Genomic DNA, 22,892 nt, shown 5'->3' with positions numbered 1-22,892 from the left:
ATGCGACATAAGTTGTAAATTGTTGATAAATGTAGACACGCTTCGATTCAGCTGATCGAAAGTGACGATCATCTGGATGACTCCCTGACGTCCTTCCGTTTCGCCTGTCCTTCCGATGAAAGTCGCTGCCTTCGACGAGGTTTCGCTCGGCCTGATCGGATTGAGCCTGCTGGCCGCGCTCGTCGCGCTGCTGCTGATGATGCGGGAGCGCTGGAAGTCGGCGGGCATCCGGCGCGAGTTGCAGGCGGTCTCGCTACAGAAGCATGAGCTGGAGTGGGGCGACGCCCTGACGGGCCTGCGCAACCGCAAGGGGCTCGATGCTTCGCTCGACGATCTGGCGGGTGTCGGCTCTCACGGGGTCGTCGTGGTGCTGCTGGACCACTTCCGGCGCATGCGGCAGGCCTTTGGCCAGGAATTCGGCGACTTCATCGTCAAGCTCGCCGCCCAGCGCCTGTCGGGCTGTCTGCCGCCGGGCGCGACGGCCGCGCACCTGGAAGGGGGCGAGTTCGCGCTGGCGATCCCTGGCAACCGTGCCGACCTGCTCGAAGTGGCCGAGCTGGCGTTCGAGCAACTGGCGTTGCCGGTGCAGTCCGCCAAGGGTCAAGTGATCCTCGTCGCCTCGCTCGGTGTGGCCATGGCGGGCGCTCCAGAGGATCGCGGCCGGCTCATCGAATTCGCCTCTCTGGCCGCCGAACGTGCGGGCGCCGGGCTCAATGGCGAGGGCAAGGTCTGCGTCTACGACCCCGCCTTCGCCGAGGAGGCGCGGGCGCAGGCCTTCTTCGTGAACGACCTGCGCGCGGCGGTGGAGAACAAGGAGCTGCGCCTGCTCTTCCAGCCCAAGGTCGATGCCCAGTCCCTGCAGATCACCGCGGCCGAGGCGCTCCTGCGCTGGCAGCATCCGGTGCGCGGCAACGTGGCGCCGGCCGTGTTCGTGCCCATGGCGGAGTCCGCCGGCCTGATGGGCATGCTGGGCCGGTGGGTGATCGAGGAATCCTGCCGTGTGGCCGCGTCCTGGCGGGCGATGGGGCTGCGCATGCGCGTGGCGGTCAACATCTCCGCACTGCAGATGCAGGAGGAAGACCTGGTCGACCACATCGCCCAGTGCCTGGAGCGCCACGGCCTGCAGCCCAACCGCTTCACCTGCGAGATCACCGAATCGGTGGCCATGCAGCACACCGACACCGCCACGGCCACCTTCGAGCGCATGCGCTCGCTGGGCCTGCATGTCTCCATCGACGACTTCGGCACGGGCTATTCCAGCCTCGCCGCCCTGCGGCGCCTGCCCGCCTCGGAGTTGAAGGTGGATCGCGCCTTCGTGGCCGATCTCGAGCACAGCGAGGACGCGCGCTCCATCGCCGCGTCCATCGTCAGCCTGGGCAAGGCGCTTAACCTGAAGGTGGTGGCCGAGGGCGTGGAGACGCAGGGCCAGTGCGAGCTGCTGATGCTGATGGGCTGCGACGAGCTTCAGGGCTTCCTGTTCTCGAAGCCGATCTCGGCCGAGGAAATGACCGGCATGATCAACAGCGGCAGCGCCGACGGGCCCGAATCCCTGCCCTTCAGCGAGTCGCTGTTCATGAGCACCCGGCTCTCTGGCCTGTGAAGTGCGGCGCGGGGCTGCCACCGGCGCCCCAGGGCTCATCGCTCAAGCGTCGAGCCAGGGCGAGCCCTCGGCGGCGTCGGCCGCCAGCATCTCGTGGGCGGCGGCACCGAGCGCCTCGGCCATGGCCTGGCGCACCAGGTCCGGCCGGTTGTTCTGCTCCGACAGATGGGCCGCCACCACATGGCGCAGGCCGCCGTGGTTCACGGTCCGGGCGATCTCGGACGCCGCGGTGTTGGACAGGTGCCCATAGTTGCCCCCGACGCGGCGCTTGAGGAAGGGCGGATAGCGCGACTGCGACAGCAGCGCCACGTCGTGGTTGAACTCCAGCAGCAGGGCGTCCACGCCGGCCAGCCGCGCCATGACGTGGGCGCTGGCATGGCCCAGGTCGGTCAAGACGGCGAGAGTGCGGGCACCGTCGGTGCAGCGCAGCTGCAGGGGCTCTCGGGCATCGTGGGGCACGGTGAAGGGCTGGACCTGCAATTCGCCCACCTCGATGGCCTCGCCATCCCGGGCCAGGTGCAGGCGCCCCGCATAGTCGGGGGCCCCAGTGGCGAGCCAGGTGCCTTCGCTCATCCAGACATCGATGCCTTCGCGCTGCGACAGCGCATGGGCGCAGCCGATGTGGTCGCCGTGCTCGTGCGTGACGAAGACGGCATCGATGTCGCGCGCCTGCAGGCCTTCGCGCGCCAGCCGCTGGTCGAGCTGGCGCAGGTTGAAGCCGCAGTCGATCAGCAGGCGCGAGGTGCGCGACTCGCTGCGCACCTCCACCAGCGTGCCGTTGCCGCTGCTGCCGCTGCCGAGGCTGCGAAAGCGCAGCGCCACGCCTTACTTCAGGTCGTCGGCCAGCACGCGCACGATGCGCTGGGCGTTGTCCGACTTCTCCGGCGCACCGGCCTCGTTCAGCACCGTCACCGTGCTCTTGTCGCCTTCCGACTGCACGCGGATGCGGTACTTCATCGGCGCCTCGGTCTTGCTGTCGCGGCTGAAGAGCTTGCCGAAGATGCCCGGTTCCTTGCGGTCGGGATTGGGCGTCACGTAGCGCACGTAGTAGACGCCGGCCGAGCGGTCGCGGTCTTCCACGGTGAAGCCCGTGCGGTCCAGCGAGAGGCCGACCCGGCGCCAGGCGCGGTCGAAGCCGTCGGCCACCTGCAGCACCGGCTGCCCGTTGATGTTGCCGATGGTGGCGGCGCGGGCCTGGGGCGCAGCGGCCACGGAAGCGGCCGCGGCGCGCGACTGCTCCTGGGTCACGCCGAGCTTGACCATCAGGCGGCGCAGGAATTCGGTCTCGAGTTCGGGGTCCACGGCGCGCGGTTGCCAGACGGTCTGGTCCTGCCGCTGGTTGGTGTAGACCTCCTGCATGCCGCGGTGGCTGATGTAGATCTCCGTGCCCTTCGAGGTGCGCTCCATGCGGGTGCGGAAGCGGTCGAGCTCGCCCGTGGAGTAGACGGAGTCGATCACCTTGCCCAGCATGGAACGGATCGGATCCTGCGGCAGCTTGGCCCGGTTTTCGGCCCAGTCGGTTTCCATGATGCCCAGGTTGCGCTGTTCGCTGGTCAGCAGGAAGCCGTTCTCCATCCAGAAGTCGCGCACCGTGTCCCACAACTGCTCGGGCGGGCGGTCGACCACGATCCAGCGCTCGTTGCCCGCGCGCTCCATGCGCACGTCGCCGATCTTGTCGACGGCCGTGGGAATGCCCGGGGCGTTGGCACGGCCGGCCTCATAGGCGTTGGCCGAGACGACGCCGCCAGGAATGGCGTAACGGTTGTCGCGCGAGAGCTGGGTCAGGTCAGGTGGCACCTCCAGCGTGGGGGCCTTGCCGGCGCTCTTGTAGTCGATCTTGTCGGACTCCAGGACGGAGCACGCGGCCAGACTGGTGGCCAGGGCCAGCACGGCGAATCGCAAAGGGGTGTTCAAGTCGTCTTCCTTCGGCGAAGAGAGGGAGGTAATCAGGCGGCCCGTCGAGGCGACGGCAGCCGCATGGGACAGATGGAGTGCCCGGGCGGCAAAAGGTTGCCGAATCTTGAGCTTTGTGTCAGCCGGACACCACGCCGCATTGGCGCAGGGCGCCTTCGACCGCGGCGTGCTGGGAACCGGCCAGGGGCGTGAGCGGCAGGCGCAGCCCGGCACCGATGCGGCCCATGCGCTGCAGCGCCCACTTGACGGGGATCGGATTGGGCTCGACGAAGAGCGCCCGGTGCAGCGGCAGCAGCGACAGCTGGATCTCCATGGCCCGGCGCGCATCGCCGGCGATGGCCGCCACGCACAACTCGTGCATCTGGCGCGGCGCGACGTTGGCGGTGACGCTCACGTTGCCGTGGCCGCCGCAGAGCATCAGTGCCACGGCGGTCGGATCGTCGCCGGAATAGATGGAGAAGCCCTTGGGCGCCTCGCGGATCAGCCACTGCGCACGCTCGATATTGCCAGTGGCTTCCTTGATGCCGACGATGCCGGGAATCTGGGCCAGGCGCAACACCGTGTCGTGGGCCATATCGGCCACCGTGCGGCCGGGGACGTTGTACAGCACCATGGGCAGGTCGCCCACCGACTCGGCGATGGCGCGGAAGTGCTGGTACTGGCCCTCTTGCGTGGGCTTGTTGTAGTAGGGCACCACCTGCAGCTGCGAATCGGCGCCCACGCCCTTGGCGTAGCGGGCCAGTTCGATGGCTTCGCGGGTGGAATTGGCGCCACAGCCCGCCATCACCGGCACGCGGCCGGCGGCCTGCTCGACGGTGACGCGGATGATTTCGCAGTGCTCTTCGACGTCCACCGTGGGCGATTCGCCCGTGGTGCCGACCACGCCCAGGCAGTCGGTGCCCTCGGCGATGTGCCAGTCGATGAGCTTGCGAAGCGCGTCGTAGTCGACGCTACCGTCTTCATGCATCGGCGTGACGAGCGCGACGATGCTGCCAGTCAGTTGCTCCAAGGGACTCTCTTTGTCGGTGAACGCGGAACCGCGGATTCTAGCCAGCGACCTGGGAGGGACCGAGGCGATGTCGCGCAAGGGTTTCTTCGGGCCGGGGCCGGACGGCGGCAATGCGCTGCACGAAGCGCTCGGGCGAGGGCAGGAAACCGTCTTCGTAGGCCACCACCCGTAGCCCGGCGCTGGCGGCGATCAGCTCGCCCGGCGCGAGCAAAAATTCGGGCCGCGAGGGGCGCCCGACGGTTTCGTTGCCGGCCGCGAAGGTCTCGTACAGCAGCACGCCGCCGGGCGCCACAGCCGCCACGATGCGGGGCAGCAGGGGGCGCCAGAGGTAGTTCGTGACGACCACGGCGTCGAACTGGCGCCCCTCGAAGGGCCAGGGGCCGTCCTCGATGTCGGCCTGCACGATCTCGGCGCCGGCCTGTGCCAGGGGCGCCAGGGCGGCGATGGCGGCGGGATCGCGGTCGACGCCGGTCAGTGCATGGCCCTGGCCCTGCAGCCAGAAGAGGTGCCGGCCCGCCCCGCAGGCCACGTCGAGCACCCGTCCGCCCGCGGGAATGAGATGGGCCCAGCGCTGCACCCAGGGCGAGGGCGGCGCCAGGGGCTGCGGCGACTGCGGGCCTGTCGTGCTCATCCGAAGCAGGTCCAGATCTGGTTGCCCAGCAGCACCAGGAAGTCCGGCTGCGCATACAGCAGGAAGACGCCCGTGAGCGCCACGGCGGCGATGCCCCAGGCCGCCATGCGGCGGCCGAGCGCGGCAGGGTCGCGGCGCTGCTTCATGCCGGCTGCAGCCCGCGCCGCTCGATGGCGCGCTCGTTGACGGGCAGGTTCACCAGCGCCGCGAAGATGCCCAGCGCGATGGCGATGTACCAGACGATGTCGTAGCTGCCCGTGCGGTCGTAGAGGTAGCCGCCCAGCCACACCCCCAGGAAGGAGCCCACCTGGTGGCTGAGGAAGACGAAACCGCCCAGCATCGACAGGTGGGCCACGCCGAAGATCTGGGCAATGATGGCGTTGGTGGCCGGCACCGTGGACAGCCACAGCGCACCGATCACGGCCGAGAACACATAGACCGAGGTCGGCGTCAGCGGCGCCAGCAGGAAGAGGCTGATGGCCACCGCCCGTCCCAGGTAGATGGCGGCCAGGATCTTGCGCTTGGCGAAGCGCTGCCCCAGCACGCCGGCGGTGTAGGTGCCGATCACGTTGAACAGCCCGATCAGCGCCAGCGCGTAGCTCGCCACCTGGGGCGCCAGACCATGGTCTTTGAGGTAGCTGGGCATGTGCACGCCGATGAACACCACCTGGAAGCCGCAGACGAAGTAGCCGGCCATCAGCAGAACGAAGCTGGGGTAGCGGAAGGCCTCGGCCACGGCCTGGGCAATGGTCTGCTCGCGCCGGCCCGCGCCGGTCGTGTGGGCCGGCTCACGCAGCAGGAAGGCCAGCGGCACGATCACCAGTGCCAGGGCGGCCAGCGCCAGCAGGGCGCTCTTCCAGCCCAGTTGCAGGATCAATTGGCCCTCGACCGGCACCATGAAGAACTGGCCGAAGGAGCCGGCCGCCGCCGTCACGCCCATGGCCCAGGAGCGCCGTTCCGCCGGCAACTGGCGGCCGATGACGCCGTAGACGACGGCGTAGGTGGTGCCCGCCTGCGCCATGCCGATCAGCACGCCGGCCGTGAGCGCAAACACCAGCGGCGTGGGCGACAGGGCCATGCCCGCCAGCCCGGCCGCATAGAGCACCGCTCCCATCAGCAGTACGCGGAAGGCGCCGAGCTTGTCGGCCAGCATGCCGGCGAACACCCCGGCCACGCCCCAGGCCAGGTTCTGGATGGCGATGGCTAGCGAGAAGGTCTGGCGGGTCCAGCCCTGGTCCTGCGTGATCGGCTGCAGCCACAGGCCGAAACCGTGGCGGATACCCATGGACAGGGTCACGACCATCGCGCCGCAGATCAGCACCTGGCGCATCGAAAGGTTGGCGGTGGGGGAGGACATGGAAGGGGGGCGTCTCTTGCTGAGTGTTGTGATCTATTGCGGCCCGCGAGGGGCGCGGCGCATTGTCGGCGGTCTGTCTGGACTTTGCTGTCGCTAGCATCGCGGCGGCTAGACGATCAGGGAGAAGGAAATGGCACAGCCATTCGACACGCCGCGGATGACCGAGGCGGACTATTTGGCCTGGGCGCCGACCCAGGCGCGCGCGCATGAATACGTGGAGGGTCGGCTCTACGCGATGCAGGAGGACGTCGAGACGGAGCCTTTCGAGCGCGTGGACCCGCGTGCGATGGTGACGCGCAATCTGGCGGATGCATTGAATGCGCATCTGCGCGGAACCGAGTGCAAGGCGCACATGGGCGACATGCGGGTGTATGTGCCTGCCGCCGCGGCGTACCTCTATCCGGACGTCGTGGTCAGCTGCGCCGGCCGCACCCGTCCTGGACGCACGCCCACCGCCGAGCCCTTCGTGATCGCCGATGTTCCGTCCCCGGGCGCCGGCAGCGTGTACCCGGGCGTGCGCTTTGCCCATTACCGCCGCCTGCCGTCCTTGCGCGAATACATGCTGATCGATGCGCGTCGGCACTGCGTCGACCTCTACCGCCGAGGCACAGATGGCCTGTGGGGGCTGCGGCCGTGGGAGCAGGGCGATGACGTATCGCTCGCCAGCCTCGACCTGCGCCTGCCCGCCGCCGCGCTGTTCGCCGGCCTGCCCTGAGGCGGCTTTCCGCAGAGGCTGGATGGGCATCCAGTCCAGGCCGTGGGCCGTGACTACAATCCGCCGCCATGGCAACCCCCAGCAAGACGCCTTCCGGCTACTCGGAAGGTTCCATTCGCGTCCTCAAGGGCCTGGAGCCCGTCAAGCAGCGGCCGGGCATGTACACCCGCACCGACAACCCGCTGCACATCATCCAGGAAGTGATCGACAACGCCGCCGACGAGGCGTTGGCCGGCTTCGGCAAGAAGATCAAGCTCACGCTGCACACCGACGGCTCGGTCAGTGTGGAGGACGATGGCCGCGGCATTCCCTTCGGCCTGCATCCCGAAGAAAAGGCCCCCGTCATCGAACTGGTCTACACCCGGCTGCACGCCGGCGGCAAGTTCGACAAGGGCCAGGGCGGCGCCTACAGCTTCTCGGGCGGCCTGCATGGCGTGGGTGTGTCGGTGACCAATGCGCTGTCGACGCGGCTGGAGGTCGTGTCGCACCGCGAGGGCCAGGTGGCCCGCCTCGTCTTCGGCGCCGGCGACGTGATCGAGCCGCTGCAGCTGCGCGCGCAGGGCAGCGGCGACCGCAGGCAGGGCACCACCGTCCGCGCCTGGCCCGACGCCAAGTACTTCGAATCGTCCGCCTTCCCCATGGGCGAGCTCACGCACCTGCTGCGCAGCAAGGCCGTGCTGATGCCCGGCGTGGCCGTCAGCCTGACGGTCGAGAAGAGCGGCGAGACGCAGCAGTGGCTCTACAAGGGCGGCCTGCGCGACTACCTCATGCAGACGCTCACCGCCGACCCGGTGATCCCGCTCTTCGAGGGTGCCGGCCATGCCGACAAGAACACCGAAACCTTCGCCGAGGGCGAGGGCGCCGAATGGTGCGTCGCCTTCACCGAAGAAGGCCAGCCGGTGCGCGAGAGCTACGTCAACCTGATTCCCACCAGCGCCGGCGGCACGCACGAAAGCGGCCTGCGCGACGGCCTGTTCAACGCCGTCAAGAGCTTCATCGAGCTGCATTCGCTGCTGCCCAAGGGCGTCAAGCTGCTCCCGGAGGATGTCTTCGCCCGCGCCAGCTACGTGCTGTCGGCCAAGGTGCTAGACCCGCAGTTCCAGGGCCAGATCAAGGAGCGGCTCAACTCGCGCGACGCCGTGCGGCTGGTGTCCAGCTTCGTGCGGCCGGCACTGGAGCTGTGGCTCAACCAGCATGTCGACTACGGCAAGAAGCTGGCCGAACTCGCCATCAAGGCCGCGCAGACGCGCCAGCGCGCCGGCCAGAAGGTCGAGAAGCGCAAGGGCTCCGGCGTGGCCGTGCTGCCCGGCAAGCTCACCGACTGCGAAAGCCGCGACATCGGCCACAACGAGCTCTTCCTGGTCGAGGGCGACTCCGCCGGCGGCAGCGCCAAGATGGGCCGCGACAAGGAATGCCAGGCCATCCTGCCCCTGCGCGGCAAGGTGCTCAACACCTGGGAAGTGGAGCGCGACCGCCTGTTCGCCAACACCGAGATCCACGACATGTCCGTGGCCATCGGCGTCGATCCGCACGGCCCCAACGACACCCCCGACCTGTCGGGCCTGCGCTACGGCAAGGTCTGCATCCTGTCCGATGCGGACGTGGACGGCTCGCACATCCAGGTGCTGCTGCTCACGCTCTTCTTCCGTCACTTCCCCAAGCTGATCGACGCGGGCCACGTGTACGTCGCGCGGCCGCCGCTGTTCCGCGTCGACGCGCCGGCCCGCGGCAAGAAGCCGGCCGCCAAGTTCTATGCGCTGGACGAGGCCGAGCTGACGGCCATCCTCGACAAGCTGCGCAAGGATGGCGTGGCCGAAGGCAAGTGGAGCATCAGCCGCTTCAAGGGCCTGGGCGAGATGAGCGCCGAGCAGCTGTGGGAGACCACGCTCAACCCCGACACCCGCCGCCTGCTGCAGGTGCGCCTGGGCCGGCTGGACTTCAGCCATACGCAGGGCGAGATCACCAAGCTCATGGGCAAGGGCGAGGCCGCCGCCCGCCGCGAGCTGATGGAACTGCGCGCGGACGACGTCGAGATCGACGTATGAGTGCACGGGCTGTCACGCCGTCTTCGCGTCTACGCGCATGGGCCAGGCCGCTGGCCATGGTTGCGCTCTGTCTGGGCGTGGCGTCGGCACACGCCGCCCTCTACGGCTACACCGACGAGCGCGGCGTCGCCCATTTCTCGGCCGAGAAGCTCGATGCCCGCTACCAGCTGGTGCTGCGCGACGACACGGCCGGCAGGTTCGGCGCCGACGACGCGGTGCCCGCCGAGGCGGCGCAGGCGCTGCAGCAACTGCTGACCCGCCGCACCGGCGCCGCCGCGAGCGGCACCGTCTACGGCTACCTCGATCCCCAGGGCCAGCCGCATTTCGCCGACACCCGGGCCGATGAGCGCTACGAGCTGATCGTGCGCGACGGCGAGGTTCTCAACAGCCGCTGGAATCCCATCGACCGCCGTCGTCCGCTGCCCCCCGCGGCCGCGCCCGCCGGCGAGCCGCCGCGCAAGGGCCTGCTGGCGCTGGTCGAAAAGCCGCCGCTCTCGCCCGCCGCGCAGACGGCGCTGCGCGAGGCCGCGCGCAAGCATGGCCTGGACGAATCGCTGCTGCACGCGCTGATGGCGGCCGAATCCGGCTTCGACATCGACGCCGTCTCGCCCAAGGGCGCCGTCGGCCTGATGCAGCTGATGCCCGCCACCGCCGAGCGCTACGGGGTGCGTGCCGACGCCAAGCAGACGGTGGCCCACAAGCTGACCGACCCACGCATCAACATCGCCGCCGGCAGCCGCTACTTCAGCGACCTTCTCAAGATGTTCGACGGCAGCATGGAACTCGCCCTGGCTGCCTACAACGCGGGCGAGGGTGCCGTGCAGCGCGCCGGCCGCCGCATTCCCGACTACCGCGAGACGCAGAACTACGTGAAGACGGTGATGCAGCTCTACGCGCACCTCAAGCCCTCGGGCTCCTCGCGTGTGCTCACGGCCAGCGTGAACCGCGCCGGCAAGCCCGCCACGCGCGTGCGCATGGAAATTGCGCCGCCCTCTGCCGAGCGCGACGCTGGCGCCGAGTAGTGCGCCATGACCGATGCCGGCCCGCCGCTCGGCGGGATGCTTCGTGCACCGAGGCCGCAGCCCGGTGGCCGCGGAGGCGATGGCCCTTCACGCTGAGCCCGCCCTTCTGCGCTGCCCACCCGTAGCAGAACGCAAACCACCCCAACGACCGACGGCTGCCTGATGCAGCCGCCCGCCAGAACCCGACTTTCCGCAAGACGATGGACGACGACACCCAAGCCCCCCAGGCCCTGGCCGAGCCCGAGGACCCGAACAGCCTGACCCTGGCCGACTACGCCCAGACCGCTTACCTCGAATACGCCCTGAGCGTGGTCAAGGGCCGCGCGCTGCCCGACGTGTGCGACGGCCAGAAGCCGGTGCAGCGCCGCATCCTGTACTCGATGTCGCGCATGGGCCTGGGCTTCGGCGGTGCCAACGGCACCGTCGGCGCCAAGCCGGTGAAGAGCGCGCGCGTGGTCGGCGACGTGCTCGGCCGCTTCCACCCGCACGGCGACCAGGCGGCTTACGACGCGCTCGTGCGCATGGCGCAGGACTTCGCCCAGCGCTATCCGCTGATCGACGGTCAGGGCAACTTCGGCAGCCGCGACGGCGACGGCGCGGCGGCCATGCGCTACACCGAGGCGCGGCTGGCGCGCATCACCTCGCTGCTGCTCGACGAGATCGAGGAGGGCACGGTGGACTTCGTGCCCAACTACGACGGCTCCACCGACGAGCCGCGCCAGTTGCCGGCGCGCCTGCCCTTCGTGCTGCTCAACGGCGCGAGCGGCATCGCCGTGGGCCTGGCCACCGAGATCCCCAGCCACAACCTGCGCGAGGTGGCCGACGCCTGCGTGGCCATGATCAAGGCCAATGGCCAGCTCAGCGACGAGGAGCTGTTCGCCCTCGTCCCCGGCCCCGACTACCCGGGCGGCGCGCAGATCATCAGCAGCCCGGCCGACATCGCCGACGCCTACCGCACCGGCCGTGGCTCGCTCAAGGTGCGCGCCCGCTGGAAGATCGAGGAACTGGCCCGCGGCCAGTGGCAGGTGGTGGTCACCGAGCTGCCGCCGGGCGTGAGCAACCAGAAGGTGCTCGAAGAGATCGAGGAGCTGACCAACCCCAAGGTCAAGGCCGGCAAGAAGGCGCTCACCACCGAGCAGCAACAGGTCAAGGCCGCGTTGCTGGCGGTGCTCGACGCCGTGCGCGACGAGTCCAGCAAGGACGCGCCGGTGCGCCTGGTCTTCGAGCCCAAGACCTCGCGCATTCCGCAGGAAGAGTTCATCGCCACGCTGCTGGCGCAGACCTCGCTGGAGACCTCGTCGTCCATCAACCTCACGCAGGTGGGCCTGGACGGCAAGCCGACGCAGAAGTCGCTGCGCCAGATGCTGGAAGAGTGGATCGCCTTCCGTGCCCGCACGGTCGAGCGGCGCTCGCGCTACCGGCTCGACAAGGTGCTGGACCGCATCCACATCCTCGAAGGCCGGCAGCTGGTGCTGCTCAACATCGACGAGGTGATCGCCATCATCCGTGCGGCGGAAGACCCGAAGGCCGCGCTGATCGCCCGTTTCAACCTCAGCGACCGGCAGGCCGAGGACATCCTCGAAATCCGGCTGCGGCAGCTGGCCCGGCTCGAAGCCATCAAGATCGAGCAGGAGCTGGCCAAGCTGCGCGACGAGCAGAAGAAGCTCGAAGAGATCCTGGGCAGCCCGGCCGCGCTGCGCCGCCTGCTGGTCAAGGAGATCGAGCACGACGCCAAGACCTTCGAGGACCCGCGCCGCACGCTCATCCAGGCCGACAAGCGCGCCGTGGCCGAGGTCAAGGTGCTGGACGAGCCGGTGACGGTGATCGTGTCGCAGAAGGGCTGGGTACGCACGCAGAAGGGCTGGAACCCCGAGAAGGCCGACTATGCCTTCAAGGCCGGCGACAGCCTCTACGGCGCCTTCGAATGCCGCACGGTCGACACGCTGCTGGTCTTCGGCACCGCCAAGGGCGGCTCGGTGCGCGTCTACACCGTGCCGGTGGCCAGCCTGCCCGGCGGGCGCGGCGACGGGCAGCCCGTCACCACCATGATCGAGCTGGAGGCCGGCACGCAGGTGGCGCACTTCTTCGCCGGGCCGCCGACGGCCCAACTGCTGCTGTCGAGCACCGGCGGCTTCGGCTTCATCGCCGCCATCGAGCACATGATGTCGCGCCACCGCAGCGGCAAGGCCTTCATGGACGTGGCGGAAGGCGACCAGCTCTGTCGCCCCAGCCTGGTGGGCGGCGCGGCCGGCACCGAGCCGCTGCCTGCCGCCACGCACGTGTGCTGCGTCGCGAGCGACCGGCAGATCCTGACCTTCGACATCGCCGAATTGAAGCTGCTGCCCAAGGGCGGCCGCGGCCTGACGTTGATGGACCTGGCGCCCAAGGCGCGGCTGGCGGGCGCGGCGGCCTACGCCCGCAGCATCCGCATCGAAGGCGACTTCCGAGGCAAGCGGCGCGACGAGCAGCTGGACATCCGCACGCTCAACAACGCGGGCGGCACACGCGGGCGCAAGGGCAAGCCGGGTTCGTTCACTTTCACGCCCGACTGGGTCCAAAGGGTGCTGTGATGGGTGGCATCGACTTCAGCACCGTCGGCCTGGTGCTCGGCGCCGTGGCCGGCCTCGTGAGCTTCTGGCTCGGCCGCAAGCTCAGCGCGCGGCGGCGCGAGCGCAAGCGGGAGAAGGAAGAAGCCGCGCGCCGAGCGACGGAGACACGTCAGCAACGTCGGGCACGGGAACGGCGGGCAGGACCTCGCTGAGGCTGCGCGCCATCGCCAGCAGCGTGTCGCCGAAGCCGCCGCGCGCACGCGCCTGCGGGCGGGCGCTGGTCCACACGCGGGGCAGGGCGCTCCAGGCAATGCGGGCGCCGGTGCGCGCCAGTGCCTCCACCAGCGCCACGTCCTCGCTGCAGTGCAGCGGCGCAAAGCCTCCAGCGCGCCGGTAGGCCTCGGCACTCACGCCCAGGTTGGCACCGTGGATGTGGCGGTGACCGTCGGCGTCGCAGTAGTGGTGGTCGAAGTGGGCCTGCAGCCGGTCGGCCAGGGGGCCGTGCGCCGACCAGTCGTCCACGGCCACGCTGCCGCACACGGCGTCGGCCTGCAGCGCCAGTTGCGCGGCCAGCCAGCGCGCATCGACGCGCGTGTCCGCATCGGTGAAGGCCAGCCAGCGCGCGCCCGCGGCCAGAAGCCAGTCGGCGCCGGTGGCTCGCGCCGTGCCGACGTTGCGCGCCTCGATGGGCAGCGTCCAGGCGCCGGCATGGCGGGCCAGACGCGCGGTGCCGTCTGCACAGGCGTCCAGCACCACCACCACGCGCACCGCCTCGCCCTGCAGGTCCGGATGGGCCGCCGCAACGCGCACGGCGGCCAACGTGGCGGCAATGTGGGCCTCCTCGTCGTGGGCTGGAATGGCCACACCGATCAACGCACGCCCTCCTGCTGCGCCACGGAGCGGCGCTCGCGCTGCCACACGTGCAGCAGGAAGTCGTCCTCCTCGTGGCGGACGACGCGGTACAGGCCCAGCCCTTCCAGCACGCGGTGCACTTCGGCGGTGGCGGTGCGGCGGCCCTCGAAGTCCGGCCGCCAGTCGCAGGCCACCAGCACACCGTCGGGCGCCAGCGTGGCGGTGCAGCAGTGCGCCACGCGGGCCACGTCGATGCGAGGCAGAAAGTAGCTCACTTCGCTGAGCACGATGAGGTCGAAGCGCTCGGCCGCGGGCCAGTCCTGCGGCAGCGTGCGCTGTTCGACCCGCACATGCGTATGGCCGGAGAGGCGTTTGGCGGCCGTGGCCACCGCGCGGGGATGGAAGTCGCTGCACAACAGGGCGTCGCAACGCGTGGCGAGCGCGGCGCTCAACTCCGCGGCGCCGCAGCCGGGTTCGTAGCCGCGCCGAAAGCGCGGGCGGGGCAGGGCGGCCAGCAGCACATCGCGCTTGCGGCGCTCGTACCAGCGGGTGCGCAGGCCGTAGGGGTCGTCCTGCTGCGCATAGATGTCGTCGAAATAGCGCTGCCCGCTCTCGGGGTGATCGGCGGCGGTATGGGCATGGAAGGAGGGCATCACAAGCGGCTTTCCGGACTCTCAGGGCAGGAAGAACACCTCGAAGGGGCGATCGGCACGCGCCACGGTCGTGGCCCGCAGCACGGGGCCGGCGCCGGTGCTCGGGTCGGGCGCCAGCTGGCTCGCGAAGGCGCGCATGGCTGCCTGCTTGCGGCGCGCGATGGCAGCCGGCAGGGGCAGGCGCTGCGCGCGTGCCCAGGGCATGCGCGCGTCGCCGGGGCGGGCCCAGTGCCAGGCCCACACGGGTGCCTGCAGGCAGCGGGCGCCCACGGCGCGGGCCGCCTGCGCGGCGGCACGGCCGGTGGCTTCGTGGTCCGGATGGCCGTCGAACTGCCAGGTGGTGATGACCACGTCGCGCGGACGCAGCACTGCCTGCAGCTGGCGGGCGAGTTCCGCCTCCTGCGCGGCGAGCCCGCCGTCGGGCAGGCCCAGGCGCACCATCGCCTGCGGATGCGCGCCCAGCGCCGCCAGCGCCGCCAGCGTCTCGCGCGGGCGCTCCGCGGCCAGGCGCTCGGCCGGCCACAGGCGCGAGGCCGGGTGACTGGCCGCGCCATCGGTGACGGCCACCAGCGCGATGGAGCGGCCGATCTGCGTCGCCAGCGCCAGCAGGCCGCCCGCGGCCAGCACCTCGTCGTCGGGATGCGGTGCCACCACCACGGCCCGGGCATCGGCCGGCACCAGGTCGCTGAACTGCGCGAAGGGCACGGCCGCCAGGCGGCTGCAGCGCGCCCATTGCCATTCGGGCGTGCCATCGCCAGGGCCGATGTGGCGCGTGGCCGTCGGATCGGCCAGGGCGGGACTGTTCACAGCGCGCACCAGCCGCCGAAGGCGGCAGGCGTTCCGTCGTCGGCCAGAAGGGCCAGCGTGCCCAGCCCGGCTTCGTCGCGCTCGGCATGGCTCTGGCGCATGAACACGGGCAGGTCCGCCATCAGGCGCGCCAGACGGGCGTCGGTACACAGCGGGCCTGCGCCCAGCGCGCGGCCTGCGTGCTGCATCACCGCGCTCGCCGCATGCTCGACGGCCAGCCGTGCGCGCAGGGCCGTGGCCTGGGCGTCGTCGGTGGGGTGGGTGTCGATCCACGAAGCGCTTTCGCGCAGCAGCGCCGCGCAGGCGCACAGCAGCGCTTCGGCCGCGCCCAGATGCGCCTGCTGGTGGGCGTTGGGCCGGCCCTGGCGCAGGTGCTTGCGCATGCGCGCCGCCACGGCAGCCGCGGCGCCCCACCAGCAGGCGGCGATGCCCGCGCCGCCCTGCCAGAAACCGGGCCGGTTCACGTAGTCGCCCGGCGCGCCCACGGGTGTGGCGAGCACGCCGTCGAAATCCACCTGGGCCGTGTCCGTCGGGCCCATGCCCACGGCGTGCCAGTGCTGGCTGCCGATGGTCACGCCGAGCGCGTGCATCTCCACGGCTGCCAGCCCGGGCTGACCGTCGTCGTACCAGCCACTCACCAGTGCATGCGTGAGCTGCCGGGCGCCCGAGCACCAGGCCTTGGGCCCGTGCAGCCGCAACTGGCCGCCCGGCGCGTGTTCAAAGCGCAGCCGGGCGCTGGGTGGCTCGGCGCACCAGGTGCCCCACAGGCTGCCTTCGGGGCGGGGCGGACCGCGCAGCTCGTCCAGGATGGCGAGGGCGTCGGTGTGGCCCTCGTACAGCTTGGCGAGATTGAGGTCGTGGCCTGCCACGGCGGCGAGCCATTGCCAGCGCAGCAGCGTGCTGCCATGGCCGGGGAGGGGCAGCGCGTCCAGCCCTTCGCCGACCAGATGGTCCAGTGTCAATGCAGCGGTGCCCGAGTCTTCCAGCAGCCGGCCGAGTACGCGCTCGGGCGGTTCGGCCAGGGGCGACGAGGAAAAGAAGGCATCGGTCATCGCGCTGGACACTAAGTTCTGGCACGCGCTGTCCGGGTCGGTCCGCGCGGGCGGCGTTGGTCGGTGCGGGTGCGCTGGCGGTGTAGGCGCGGGTGCGGTCGCGCTGCCCGCTTCAGTGCGAGACGGGGTGCGGGCGGGCGGCCCCGCACAATGGCGGGCTGCGACTTTTTCTCGTCGCCCTGCATCCCACTGGAGATCCTCCGCATGAACCCCCTTCGCCTCGGCATGATCGGCATCGGCCTGATGGGCCACGGCATTGCCACCAACCTGGTGAAGCACGGCCACCAGCTCACCGTGCTGGAGCACCCCGGCAACCAGCCCCTCGATGCCCTGCTGGCCGCTGGCGCCCGCACGGCGGCCACGCCCGCCGCGCTGGTGGCCGACGCCGACTACGTCATCCTCTGCGTCACCGGCTCGCCGCAGGTCGAGGCCGTGCTCGTCGGCGATGGCGGCCTGCTCAAGGCCATCAAGCCCGGCACGGTCATCATCGACTGCTCCACCTCCATCCCCGATTCGACGCTGCGCATGGCCAAGGCCGTGCAGCAGACCGGCGGGCGCTTCCTGGACGCGCCCATGACCCGCACGCCCAAGGAAGCCGCCGAAGGCCGGCTCAACCTGCTGGTCGGCGGCGATGCGGCGCTGTTCGACGAATGCCGCCCGCTGCTGGCCTGCTTTGCCGAGAACATCACGCACGCTGGCGGCGTGGGTGCCGGCCACGGCATGAAGCTGCTGCACAACTATGTCTCGCTGGGCTCGGTGGCGCTGATCGCCGAGGCCGCCGCCTGCGCGCGGCGCGCGGGCGTGTCGGCGGACGTCTTCGTCGACGTGCTCGCCAAAGGTGGCGGCGGCGGCGTGGCGCTGGAGCGGCTCAAGCCCTTCATCCTGAACGGCGACACCAGCGGCCTGCGCTTTGCCATGTCGAACGCGCAGAAGGACCTGGGCTACTACACGCAGATGGCCGACGGCTTCGACGCCGCGCAGCGCATTGCCGAGGCCGTCTATGGCACCTATGCCGGCGCCGTGGAGCAGGGCGGCGTGCAGTGCCTGGTACCCGAACTGGTCGCCTTGCTGGCGGAGTCTGGCGGCAAGGCACGCTGAGCTGCCGGCAGCATCGGAAACGGCCAGAAAACGCTATATACTGCGAGGCTCTTCGGAACTGCAGCAGGCGCTTGCCGCCTCACCTGTGCCGAAGGTCTCCCAGCGGCGCGATAGCAAAGCGGTTATGCCCCGGATTGCAAATCCGGTCAGTCCGGTTCGACTCCGGATCGCGCCTCCACCCCACACCCTCGTCGACGCTCCTGCTATCGTCCGCCCACGCCGCCCGGATGGTGAAATTGGTAGACACAGCGGACTTAAAATCCGTCGCCGTTGAAAGACGGCATACCGGTTCGACCCCGGTTCCGGGCACCACCTTCACACAGAACAGGGAGCTGCTCATGCCTCGCTACAACGCTCCATTCGAAATCCATGTGCACGGCGATGTGCCGCTGCGAGCGGATGTCACCTACGCCCAGATCCAGGAAGCGCTGAAGCCCCTGTGGACGTACGCCGGCGCCAAGTCTCTGGCCGACGGCGCCACCAGTGCCTACGAAGAAGAGCCCGGCATCCGCTTCGACGCCAAGGACCGCATGCTCCAGGTCTGCTGGACCATCACCGGCGACGAAGACTTCCGCCAGGCCCTCGACGAAATGTGCATGGCCCTGAACGAACTGACCGAGCAGGGCGCCGCCCTCGAGGTGAGCTTCTACGACACCGAATTCGACGAAGAGGAAGACGGCGACCCCGAGGCCGACTCCCGCGACGACTTCGTCATGCTTTTCGTGGGCCCCAACCCCGCCGCCATCATGCAGGTGCAGCGCGACCTGCTGGTGGAAGACGTGGTGCACCTCATGGAGCGCCACTTTGACGGCGCCGAACTCGGCGGTGTGGTCGCCGAGATCGACAAGCTCTTCAGCGACCGCTTCGACGCCCTGGTCAACTCGCTCGAAATCGGCCGCCCGCCCCGCGGCGGTGGCAGCAGCGGTGGCCCCGGTGCCGGTGGCCACGGCGGCGGACGCCGGCCGCGCCACCTGCACTGAGTCTTCGCATCAGCGCATCCGATGCCCGCCCTGGCGGGCATCGTCGTTTCTGTCGCAGCGTGCCGCTATCCTGGGCCTCCGCCCACACTCCTGCGCGCGCCGCCATGCCCCTCTTTCCCTCCTCCGCCCTCCGCCCTGGCGTACGCAAGCGCGAAGTGCTGGCCTGGGCCATGTACGACTTCGCCAACTCGGGCTACACCACCGTCGTCATCACGGCCGTGTATGCCGCGTACTTCGTCGGCGGCATCGCGGGCGGCGCGCCCTGGGCCACGCTGGCCTGGACCTCGGCGCTGAGCCTGTCGTATGCGGTGGTCATGCTCACCATGCCGGCCATCGGCGCCTGGGCCGACCGGCGCGCCGCCAAGAAGCGGGTGCTCATGCTCAGCACCGCCGCCTGCGTGCTCAGCACTGCGGCCCTGGCCCTGACGCCCACGGTGCATGGCGCGGCCGGCGTGGCGGTGGCGATGCTCCTGGTGGCCGTGTCCAACACCTTCTACTCGTACGGCGAATCGCTCACCGGCGCCTTCCTGCCCGAGCTGGCCACGTCCGAGGGCATGGGCAAGGTCAGCGGCTGGGGCTGGGCCTTCGGCTACGTGGGCGGCATGCTCACGCTCGGCCTGTGCCTGGGCTATGTGCTGTGGGCGCAGGCGCGCGGGCTGCCTGCCGCGCACTTCGTGCCCGTCACGCTGCTGGTGACCGCGGGCGTGTATGCGCTGGCCGCCAGCGCCACCTTTGCGGGGCTGTCCGAGCGGGCGCAGCCCCAGCCCGACCGGGGCATCGGCGCGTGGCGGCAATTGCGCCACACCTTCGCGCAGGCGCAGCAGTACCGCGACTTCATGTGGCTGCTGGCCTGCACCGTCTGCTACCAGGGCGGCGTGGCCGTGGCCATTGCGCTGGCGGCCATCTATGCCGAGCAGGTGATCGGCTTCAAGACGCAGGAGACGATGGCCCTCATCTTCGTGCTCAACATCGCCGCCGCGGCAGGCGCCTTCGGCCTGGGCTATCTGCAGGACAGGCTGGGCCACCGGCCCACGCTGGCGATCACGCTGGTCGCGTGGATCGCCGTCTGCGTGCTGGCGGCGCTGGCGCAGGGCAAGGGGCTGTTCTGGGTGGCGGCCACCATCGCGGGGCTGGCCATGGGCGCCAGCCAGTCGGCCGGGCGGGCCATGACGGGGGTGCTGGCGCCGCAGGCACAACTGGCGGAGTTCTTCGGGCTGTGGACCTTCGCCACGCGCCTGGCCAGCATCGTCGGGCCGCTGTCGTACGGGGCCATCACCTGGGCCGCGGGCGGCAACCAGCGGGTGGCCATCATGGCGACGACGGTGCTGTTCGTGGGTGGGCTGGTGCTGCTGCTGCCCATCGACATGCGGCGGGGCAGGGCGGCTGCGCTTGGCGCCTCAGGGCGCGCGCAGTGAGGGCGGGATCGGGTAGCGCCCGTCCCGCGCCTTGAGCATCACCGAGGTGTAGCGCGGCGCCGCGGCACGCTCGGCGCACTGGCCGTTCTCGTCGACCGCCATCTGCCGCACCACCAGGCTGCGCCGTACCAGCAACTCGGCCCAGGCGCCGGCGGGTCGCGCGGGCGGCGGCTGGGTGGTGAGCTGCGTGCGGACCTCCTCGAAGCGGCCGTGGCAGCTCAAGTCCCACTCGCCGCTGTCGCGCTGCATCACCAGCTCGTCCAGCACCGGGCGGATCGTCTTGCCCTGCACCACGAAAAGCCGCAGCGTCTCGACGCTATACGGCCGGGCCGGGTCGTCGCCCCGGTACAGCACGCGCAGGCCAAAGGCGCGCTCGCCGCTCGCCAGCACATAGCGGCCCATGTCCAGCCGCAGCTCCTGAATGCGAAGGTGTGCGTCTTCGACGAGCAGCTCCGGCAGAAAGAGCCGCGCCGCCACCGTGTCGCGCTCGGTATTGCCGTTGTCCGGCCTCTGCACCAACAGCAGCTCGACGTCAAGCGTGCGGGCCCCCTTGTCGCTGACACCGTTTTGAACTGGCAACGCAACTATCGTCTTGCTGACAAATGTTGAGAAACTCTTGCAGGCCGTTAACGAATGATCGATTACACGTAGGGGATGCAGTTTCGCTTGCATCCGCTCTGCCAAACCCGTGTCGCACGCTGCTGCAGCTATAGCAGGCGCGCACAGGAATGTCACCACCAGAAACAACGTCAAAAACCTTTGCACCATCTCGTATCATCGCCGCGCCAGAGTGGCGCATCGGCGCACCAAGCCGGCTTCAGCTGCTGATTGCGGTCGAGCCCTTCAGCCAACGTCGAACCGCCCGATGCAAATTTTCACAGTCTCCACTGCTGAGCAGCGCCAAGCCGCCGGGTCCGTCCGTGCGGGCCAGTCCGGCCGCATCCAGCAGACGAACAGTGTGACGAGCGACAGGTTCCCCGGTTTCCACAAAACGAACATCACTTCCCGCCAGCCCGGCCATCAGGCCCTTGGCGAAGGGGTAGTGCGTGCAACCGAGGACGACGACGTCGGCTTGACCTGCATCAATTCCGAGCGGTCCGGCCTCGGCCATGTAACGGGTGCAGAGGGCGCGGATGGCGGCCTGGTCGTCCTGCTCGATGGCATCGGCCAGCCCGTCGCAGGGCACCGGGCGCACCTCGTGCCCCGGGCCGGCCACGCGCTCCACCAGCGCGCCGAACTTGGCGCTGGCCAGCGTGCCGCGCGTGGCCAGCACCGCCACCCGGCCGGTGCGCGAGACAGCCAGCGCCGGCTTGAGGGCCGGCTCCACCCCCACGATCGGCATACCGGGCCAGGCCGCGCGCAGCAGATGGATGGCCGCCGCGGTGGCCGTGTTGCAGGCCACCACCAGCGCCTTGACGCCATGCTCGCGCACCAGCTGCGCGGCCACCTGCAGCGTGCGCTCGGCCACGAAGGCGTCGCCCCGCTCGCCGTAGGGCGCGTACGCCGTGTCGGCGCAGTAGACAAAGCGCTCGTGCGGCAGCCGCGCCTGCAGGGCCGCCAGCACGCTCAGGCCGCCCACGCCGCTGTCGAAAACGCCCACCGGCGCGCAGAGGCTCATGGCTCAGGCCGAGGCCACCTCGATGCCCTTGAACTCGCCCGTGGCGATGCGCTTGCTCCACTCGGCCGGGCCGGTGATGTGCGCGCTGGTGCCGCCGGCGTCCACGGCCACCGTCACCGGCATGTCGGCCACGTCGAACTCGTAGATGGCTTCCATGCCCAGGTCTTCGAAGCCCACCACCTTGGCCTGCTTGATGGCCTTGCTCACCAGGTAGGCGGCGCCGCCCACGGCCATCAGGTACGCGCTCTTGTGCTTCTGGATGGCCTCGATGGCGACCGGGCCGCGCTCGGCCTTGCCGATCATGGCGATCAGGCCCGTCTGCGCCAGCATCATCTCGGTGAAGCCGTCCATGCGGGTTGCCGTGGTGGGGCCGGCGGGGCCAACGGCCTCGTCGCCCACCGGATCGACCGGGCCCACGTAGTAGATGACGCGGTTGGTGAAGTCCACCGGCAGCTTCTCGCCCTTGGCCAGCATGCCCTGGATGCGCTTGTGCGCGGCGTCGCGGCCCGTCAGCATCTTGCCGTTGAGCAGCAGCGTGTCGCCCGGCTTCCAGCTGGCGACGACCTCAGGCGTGAGGGTGTTCAGGTCGACCCGCTTGCTCTTGTTGTAGTCGGGCGCCCAGTCGATCTTGGGCCACAGGTCGAGCGAGGGCGGATCGATGTACGCCGGGCCCGAGCCGTCGAGCACGAAGTGCGCATGCCGCGTGGCTGCACAGTTGGGAATCATCGCCACCGGCTTGCTGGCCGCGTGCGTGGGGTACATCTTGATCTTGACGTCCAGCACCGTCGCCAGGCCGCCCAGGCCCTGCGCGCCGATGCCCAGGGCGTTGACCTTCTCGTACAGCTCCAGGCGCAGCTCTTCGACCTGCGTCAGCGCCTCGCCGCGGGCCGACTTGGCCTGCAGCTCGTGCATGTCGAGGCTGTCCATCAGGCTCTCTTTGGCCATGAGCACCGCCTTTTCGGCCGTGCCGCCGATGCCAATGCCCAGCATGCCGGGCGGGCACCAGCCGGCGCCCATGGTGGGCACCGTCTTCAGCACCCAGTCGACCACGCTGTCGCCCGGGTTGAGCATGACCATCTTGCTCTTGTTCTCGCTGCCGCCGCCCTTGGCCGCCACCGTCACGTCGACGGTATTGCCCGGAACGATCTCCGTGAAGATCACGGCCGGCGTGTTGTCTTTGGTGTTCTTTCTGGCGAATTGCGGATCGGCCACCACCGAAGCGCGCAGCATGTTGTCGGGGTGGTTGTAGCCGCGGCGCACGCCTTCGTTGATGGCGTCGTCGAGGCTGCCCGTGAAGCCTTCCCAGCGCACGTCCATGCCCACCTTAAGAAAAACGTTCACGATGCCCGTGTCCTGGCAAATGGGACGGTGGCCGGTGGCGCTCATCTTGCTATTGGTGAGTATCTGGGCCATCGCGTCCTTGGCCGCCGGGCTCTGTTCGCGCTCATAGGCCTTGGCCAGATGGGCGATGTAGTCGGCCGGGTGGTAGTAGCTGATGTACTGAAGCGCGGCAGAGATCGAATCGATGAGGTGCTGTTGGGTGATGTGTGGCATAGACAGCGAAGTAGGTAACGC

At 69.8% G+C, this 22,892-nt stretch carries 21 protein-coding genes and 2 tRNA genes; 10 read left to right on the top strand and 13 right to left on the bottom strand.

Translation table 11 applies throughout. The features are described 5' to 3' along the window. Positions 1-115: 115 nt before the first annotated feature. Positions 116-1,600, top strand: a complete 1,485-nt coding sequence (locus DFR41_RS12280; protein WP_114802895.1) for a putative bifunctional diguanylate cyclase/phosphodiesterase — start codon at positions 116-118, stop codon at positions 1,598-1,600. A 42-nt stretch (positions 1,601-1,642) separates the two neighbouring features. Here DFR41_RS12280 and DFR41_RS12275 read toward each other — a convergent pair whose 3' ends face one another. The 6 genes from DFR41_RS12275 to DFR41_RS12255 all read right to left on the bottom strand — a co-directional run bounded on the left by DFR41_RS12275 (position 1,643) and on the right by DFR41_RS12255 (position 6,511). Beyond that, positions 1,643-2,422: an MBL fold metallo-hydrolase gene (locus tag DFR41_RS12275; RefSeq protein ID WP_244917729.1), complete on the bottom strand. Its 780-nt coding sequence runs from the start codon at positions 2,420-2,422 to the stop codon at positions 1,643-1,645. Between the two features lie 3 nt (positions 2,423-2,425). Beyond that, on the bottom strand, positions 2,426-3,514 hold the full coding sequence (gene bamC / locus DFR41_RS12270; protein WP_043117943.1) for an outer membrane protein assembly factor BamC: 1,089 nt from the start codon (positions 3,512-3,514) through the stop codon (positions 2,426-2,428). Positions 3,515-3,632: 118 nt separating this feature from the next. Further along, positions 3,633-4,559, bottom strand: a complete 927-nt coding sequence (gene dapA, locus DFR41_RS12265) for a 4-hydroxy-tetrahydrodipicolinate synthase (RefSeq protein WP_425326700.1) — start codon at positions 4,557-4,559, stop codon at positions 3,633-3,635. 1 nt (position 4,560) lies between these two features. After that, a complete protein-coding gene (locus tag DFR41_RS12260) occupies positions 4,561-5,154 on the bottom strand; it encodes a class I SAM-dependent methyltransferase (RefSeq protein WP_114802894.1) in 594 nt (197 codons plus the stop codon). Continuing rightward, entirely contained in the window at positions 5,151-5,300 is a 150-nt protein-coding gene (locus DFR41_RS27685) for a hypothetical protein (RefSeq protein WP_017761867.1), read from the bottom strand. The genes DFR41_RS12260 and DFR41_RS27685 overlap by 4 nt, the downstream gene beginning before the upstream one ends. Further along, complete coding sequence (locus DFR41_RS12255) at positions 5,297-6,511, bottom strand: MFS transporter (protein WP_114802893.1); 1,215 nt, start codon at positions 6,509-6,511, stop codon at positions 5,297-5,299. The genes DFR41_RS27685 and DFR41_RS12255 overlap by 4 nt, the downstream gene beginning before the upstream one ends. Before the next feature lie 130 nt (positions 6,512-6,641). On the opposite strand from DFR41_RS12255, the gene DFR41_RS12250 reads away from it, so the two are divergent. The 4 genes from DFR41_RS12250 to parC all read left to right on the top strand — a co-directional run bounded on the left by DFR41_RS12250 (position 6,642) and on the right by parC (position 12,863). Continuing rightward, on the top strand, positions 6,642-7,226 hold the full coding sequence (locus DFR41_RS12250) for a Uma2 family endonuclease (protein WP_114802892.1): 585 nt from the start codon (positions 6,642-6,644) through the stop codon (positions 7,224-7,226). 68 nt (positions 7,227-7,294) lie between these two features. Then, positions 7,295-9,271, top strand: coding sequence for a DNA topoisomerase IV subunit B (locus tag DFR41_RS12245; RefSeq protein WP_114802891.1), 1,977 nt, complete (start codon positions 7,295-7,297; stop codon positions 9,269-9,271). A 56-nt stretch (positions 9,272-9,327) separates the two neighbouring features. Then, a complete protein-coding gene (locus DFR41_RS12235) occupies positions 9,328-10,293 on the top strand; it encodes a transglycosylase SLT domain-containing protein (protein ID WP_170159361.1) in 966 nt (321 codons plus the stop codon). 200 nt (positions 10,294-10,493) lie between these two features. Further along, the gene (parC, locus tag DFR41_RS12230) at positions 10,494-12,863 is read left to right on the top strand and encodes a DNA topoisomerase IV subunit A (protein ID WP_114802890.1); all 2,370 of its coding nucleotides are present in this window, start codon (positions 10,494-10,496) and stop codon (positions 12,861-12,863) included. 81 nt (positions 12,864-12,944) lie between these two features. Here the strand turns inward: parC and DFR41_RS12225 are convergent, their stop codons facing one another. Genes DFR41_RS12225 through DFR41_RS12210 form a run of 4 tightly spaced genes read right to left on the bottom strand, consistent with a single transcriptional unit; the run spans position 12,945 to position 16,206 of the window. Further along, positions 12,945-13,715: a glycosyltransferase family 2 protein gene (locus DFR41_RS12225; RefSeq protein ID WP_114802889.1), complete on the bottom strand. Its 771-nt coding sequence runs from the start codon at positions 13,713-13,715 to the stop codon at positions 12,945-12,947. Next, the gene (locus DFR41_RS12220; RefSeq protein ID WP_114802888.1) at positions 13,712-14,347 is read right to left on the bottom strand and encodes a methyltransferase; all 636 of its coding nucleotides are present in this window, start codon (positions 14,345-14,347) and stop codon (positions 13,712-13,714) included. The genes DFR41_RS12225 and DFR41_RS12220 overlap by 4 nt, the downstream gene beginning before the upstream one ends. 21 nt (positions 14,348-14,368) lie before the next feature. Further along, positions 14,369-15,154, bottom strand: a complete 786-nt coding sequence (locus tag DFR41_RS12215; RefSeq protein WP_244917728.1) for a PIG-L deacetylase family protein — start codon at positions 15,152-15,154, stop codon at positions 14,369-14,371. Next, positions 15,151-16,206: an acyl-CoA dehydrogenase family protein gene (locus DFR41_RS12210; protein ID WP_244917727.1), complete on the bottom strand. Its 1,056-nt coding sequence runs from the start codon at positions 16,204-16,206 to the stop codon at positions 15,151-15,153. Before DFR41_RS12210 ends, DFR41_RS12215 begins: the two co-directional genes overlap by 4 nt. Before the next feature lie 204 nt (positions 16,207-16,410). Between DFR41_RS12210 and DFR41_RS12205 the strand changes: the two genes are divergently transcribed. The 5 genes from DFR41_RS12205 (at position 16,411) to DFR41_RS12185 (ending at position 19,699) form a co-directional block, all read left to right on the top strand. Then, positions 16,411-17,304: an NAD(P)-dependent oxidoreductase gene (locus tag DFR41_RS12205; protein WP_114802887.1), complete on the top strand. Its 894-nt coding sequence runs from the start codon at positions 16,411-16,413 to the stop codon at positions 17,302-17,304. A gap of 104 nt (positions 17,305-17,408) precedes the next feature. Beyond that, positions 17,409-17,482, top strand: a tRNA-Cys gene (locus tag DFR41_RS12200). A 43-nt stretch (positions 17,483-17,525) separates the two neighbouring features. After that, positions 17,526-17,616 (top strand) — tRNA-Leu (locus DFR41_RS12195). A 26-nt stretch (positions 17,617-17,642) separates the two neighbouring features. Next, a complete protein-coding gene (locus DFR41_RS12190; protein ID WP_043113406.1) occupies positions 17,643-18,284 on the top strand; it encodes a DUF6806 family protein in 642 nt (213 codons plus the stop codon). 104 nt (positions 18,285-18,388) lie between these two features. After that, positions 18,389-19,699: an MFS transporter gene (locus DFR41_RS12185; protein ID WP_114802886.1), complete on the top strand. Its 1,311-nt coding sequence runs from the start codon at positions 18,389-18,391 to the stop codon at positions 19,697-19,699. Here the strand turns inward: DFR41_RS12185 and DFR41_RS12180 are convergent. The 3 genes from DFR41_RS12180 to DFR41_RS12170 all read right to left on the bottom strand — a co-directional run bounded on the left by DFR41_RS12180 (position 19,682) and on the right by DFR41_RS12170 (position 22,871). Further along, positions 19,682-20,371 (bottom strand): PA3715 family protein, encoded by a 690-nt coding sequence (locus DFR41_RS12180; RefSeq protein WP_170159360.1) that lies wholly within the window; start codon positions 20,369-20,371, stop codon positions 19,682-19,684. The genes DFR41_RS12185 and DFR41_RS12180 overlap by 18 nt on opposite strands. A 145-nt stretch (positions 20,372-20,516) precedes the next feature. After that, positions 20,517-21,317, bottom strand: a complete 801-nt coding sequence (murI, locus tag DFR41_RS12175; protein WP_114802884.1) for a glutamate racemase — start codon at positions 21,315-21,317, stop codon at positions 20,517-20,519. Between the two features lie 3 nt (positions 21,318-21,320). After that, entirely contained in the window at positions 21,321-22,871 is a 1,551-nt protein-coding gene (locus DFR41_RS12170; protein ID WP_114802883.1) for a fumarate hydratase, read from the bottom strand. Between the last annotated feature and the right edge of the window lie 21 nt (positions 22,872-22,892).

Origin of the sequence: Pseudacidovorax intermedius, assembly GCF_003350475.1 — a bacterium.
GTDB classification, from domain to species: Bacteria; Pseudomonadota; Gammaproteobacteria; order Burkholderiales; family Burkholderiaceae_C; genus Xenophilus; species Xenophilus intermedius.
This window is presented reverse-complemented; position numbering and strand designations above follow the sequence as displayed.

Bases quoted from the DNA above. Each gene is read 5' to 3' on its own strand.
- DFR41_RS12280 (WP_114802895.1), top strand. From the start codon at position 116: ATGAAAGTCGCTGCCTTCGACGAGGTTTCGCTCGGCCTGATCGGATTG.
- DFR41_RS12260 (WP_114802894.1), bottom strand. From the start codon at position 5,154: ATGAGCACGACAGGCCCGCAGTCGCCGCAGCCCCTGGCGCCGCCCTCG.
- DFR41_RS27685 (WP_017761867.1), bottom strand. From the start codon at position 5,300: ATGAAGCAGCGCCGCGACCCTGCCGCGCTCGGCCGCCGCATGGCGGCC.
- DFR41_RS12255 (WP_114802893.1), bottom strand. From the start codon at position 6,511: ATGTCCTCCCCCACCGCCAACCTTTCGATGCGCCAGGTGCTGATCTGC.
- DFR41_RS12250 (WP_114802892.1), top strand. From the start codon at position 6,642: ATGGCACAGCCATTCGACACGCCGCGGATGACCGAGGCGGACTATTTG.
- DFR41_RS12245 (WP_114802891.1), top strand. From the start codon at position 7,295: ATGGCAACCCCCAGCAAGACGCCTTCCGGCTACTCGGAAGGTTCCATT.
- DFR41_RS12235 (WP_170159361.1), top strand. From the start codon at position 9,328: ATGGTTGCGCTCTGTCTGGGCGTGGCGTCGGCACACGCCGCCCTCTAC.
- parC (WP_114802890.1), top strand. From the start codon at position 10,494: ATGGACGACGACACCCAAGCCCCCCAGGCCCTGGCCGAGCCCGAGGAC.
- DFR41_RS12220 (WP_114802888.1), bottom strand. From the start codon at position 14,347: ATGCCCTCCTTCCATGCCCATACCGCCGCCGATCACCCCGAGAGCGGG.
- DFR41_RS12210 (WP_244917727.1), bottom strand. From the start codon at position 16,206: ATGACCGATGCCTTCTTTTCCTCGTCGCCCCTGGCCGAACCGCCCGAG.
- DFR41_RS12205 (WP_114802887.1), top strand. From the start codon at position 16,411: ATGAACCCCCTTCGCCTCGGCATGATCGGCATCGGCCTGATGGGCCAC.
- DFR41_RS12190 (WP_043113406.1), top strand. From the start codon at position 17,643: ATGCCTCGCTACAACGCTCCATTCGAAATCCATGTGCACGGCGATGTG.
- DFR41_RS12185 (WP_114802886.1), top strand. From the start codon at position 18,389: ATGCCCCTCTTTCCCTCCTCCGCCCTCCGCCCTGGCGTACGCAAGCGC.
- DFR41_RS12180 (WP_170159360.1), bottom strand. From the start codon at position 20,371: ATGCAAGCGAAACTGCATCCCCTACGTGTAATCGATCATTCGTTAACG.
- murI (WP_114802884.1), bottom strand. From the start codon at position 21,317: ATGAGCCTCTGCGCGCCGGTGGGCGTTTTCGACAGCGGCGTGGGCGGC.
- DFR41_RS12170 (WP_114802883.1), bottom strand. From the start codon at position 22,871: ATGCCACACATCACCCAACAGCACCTCATCGATTCGATCTCTGCCGCG.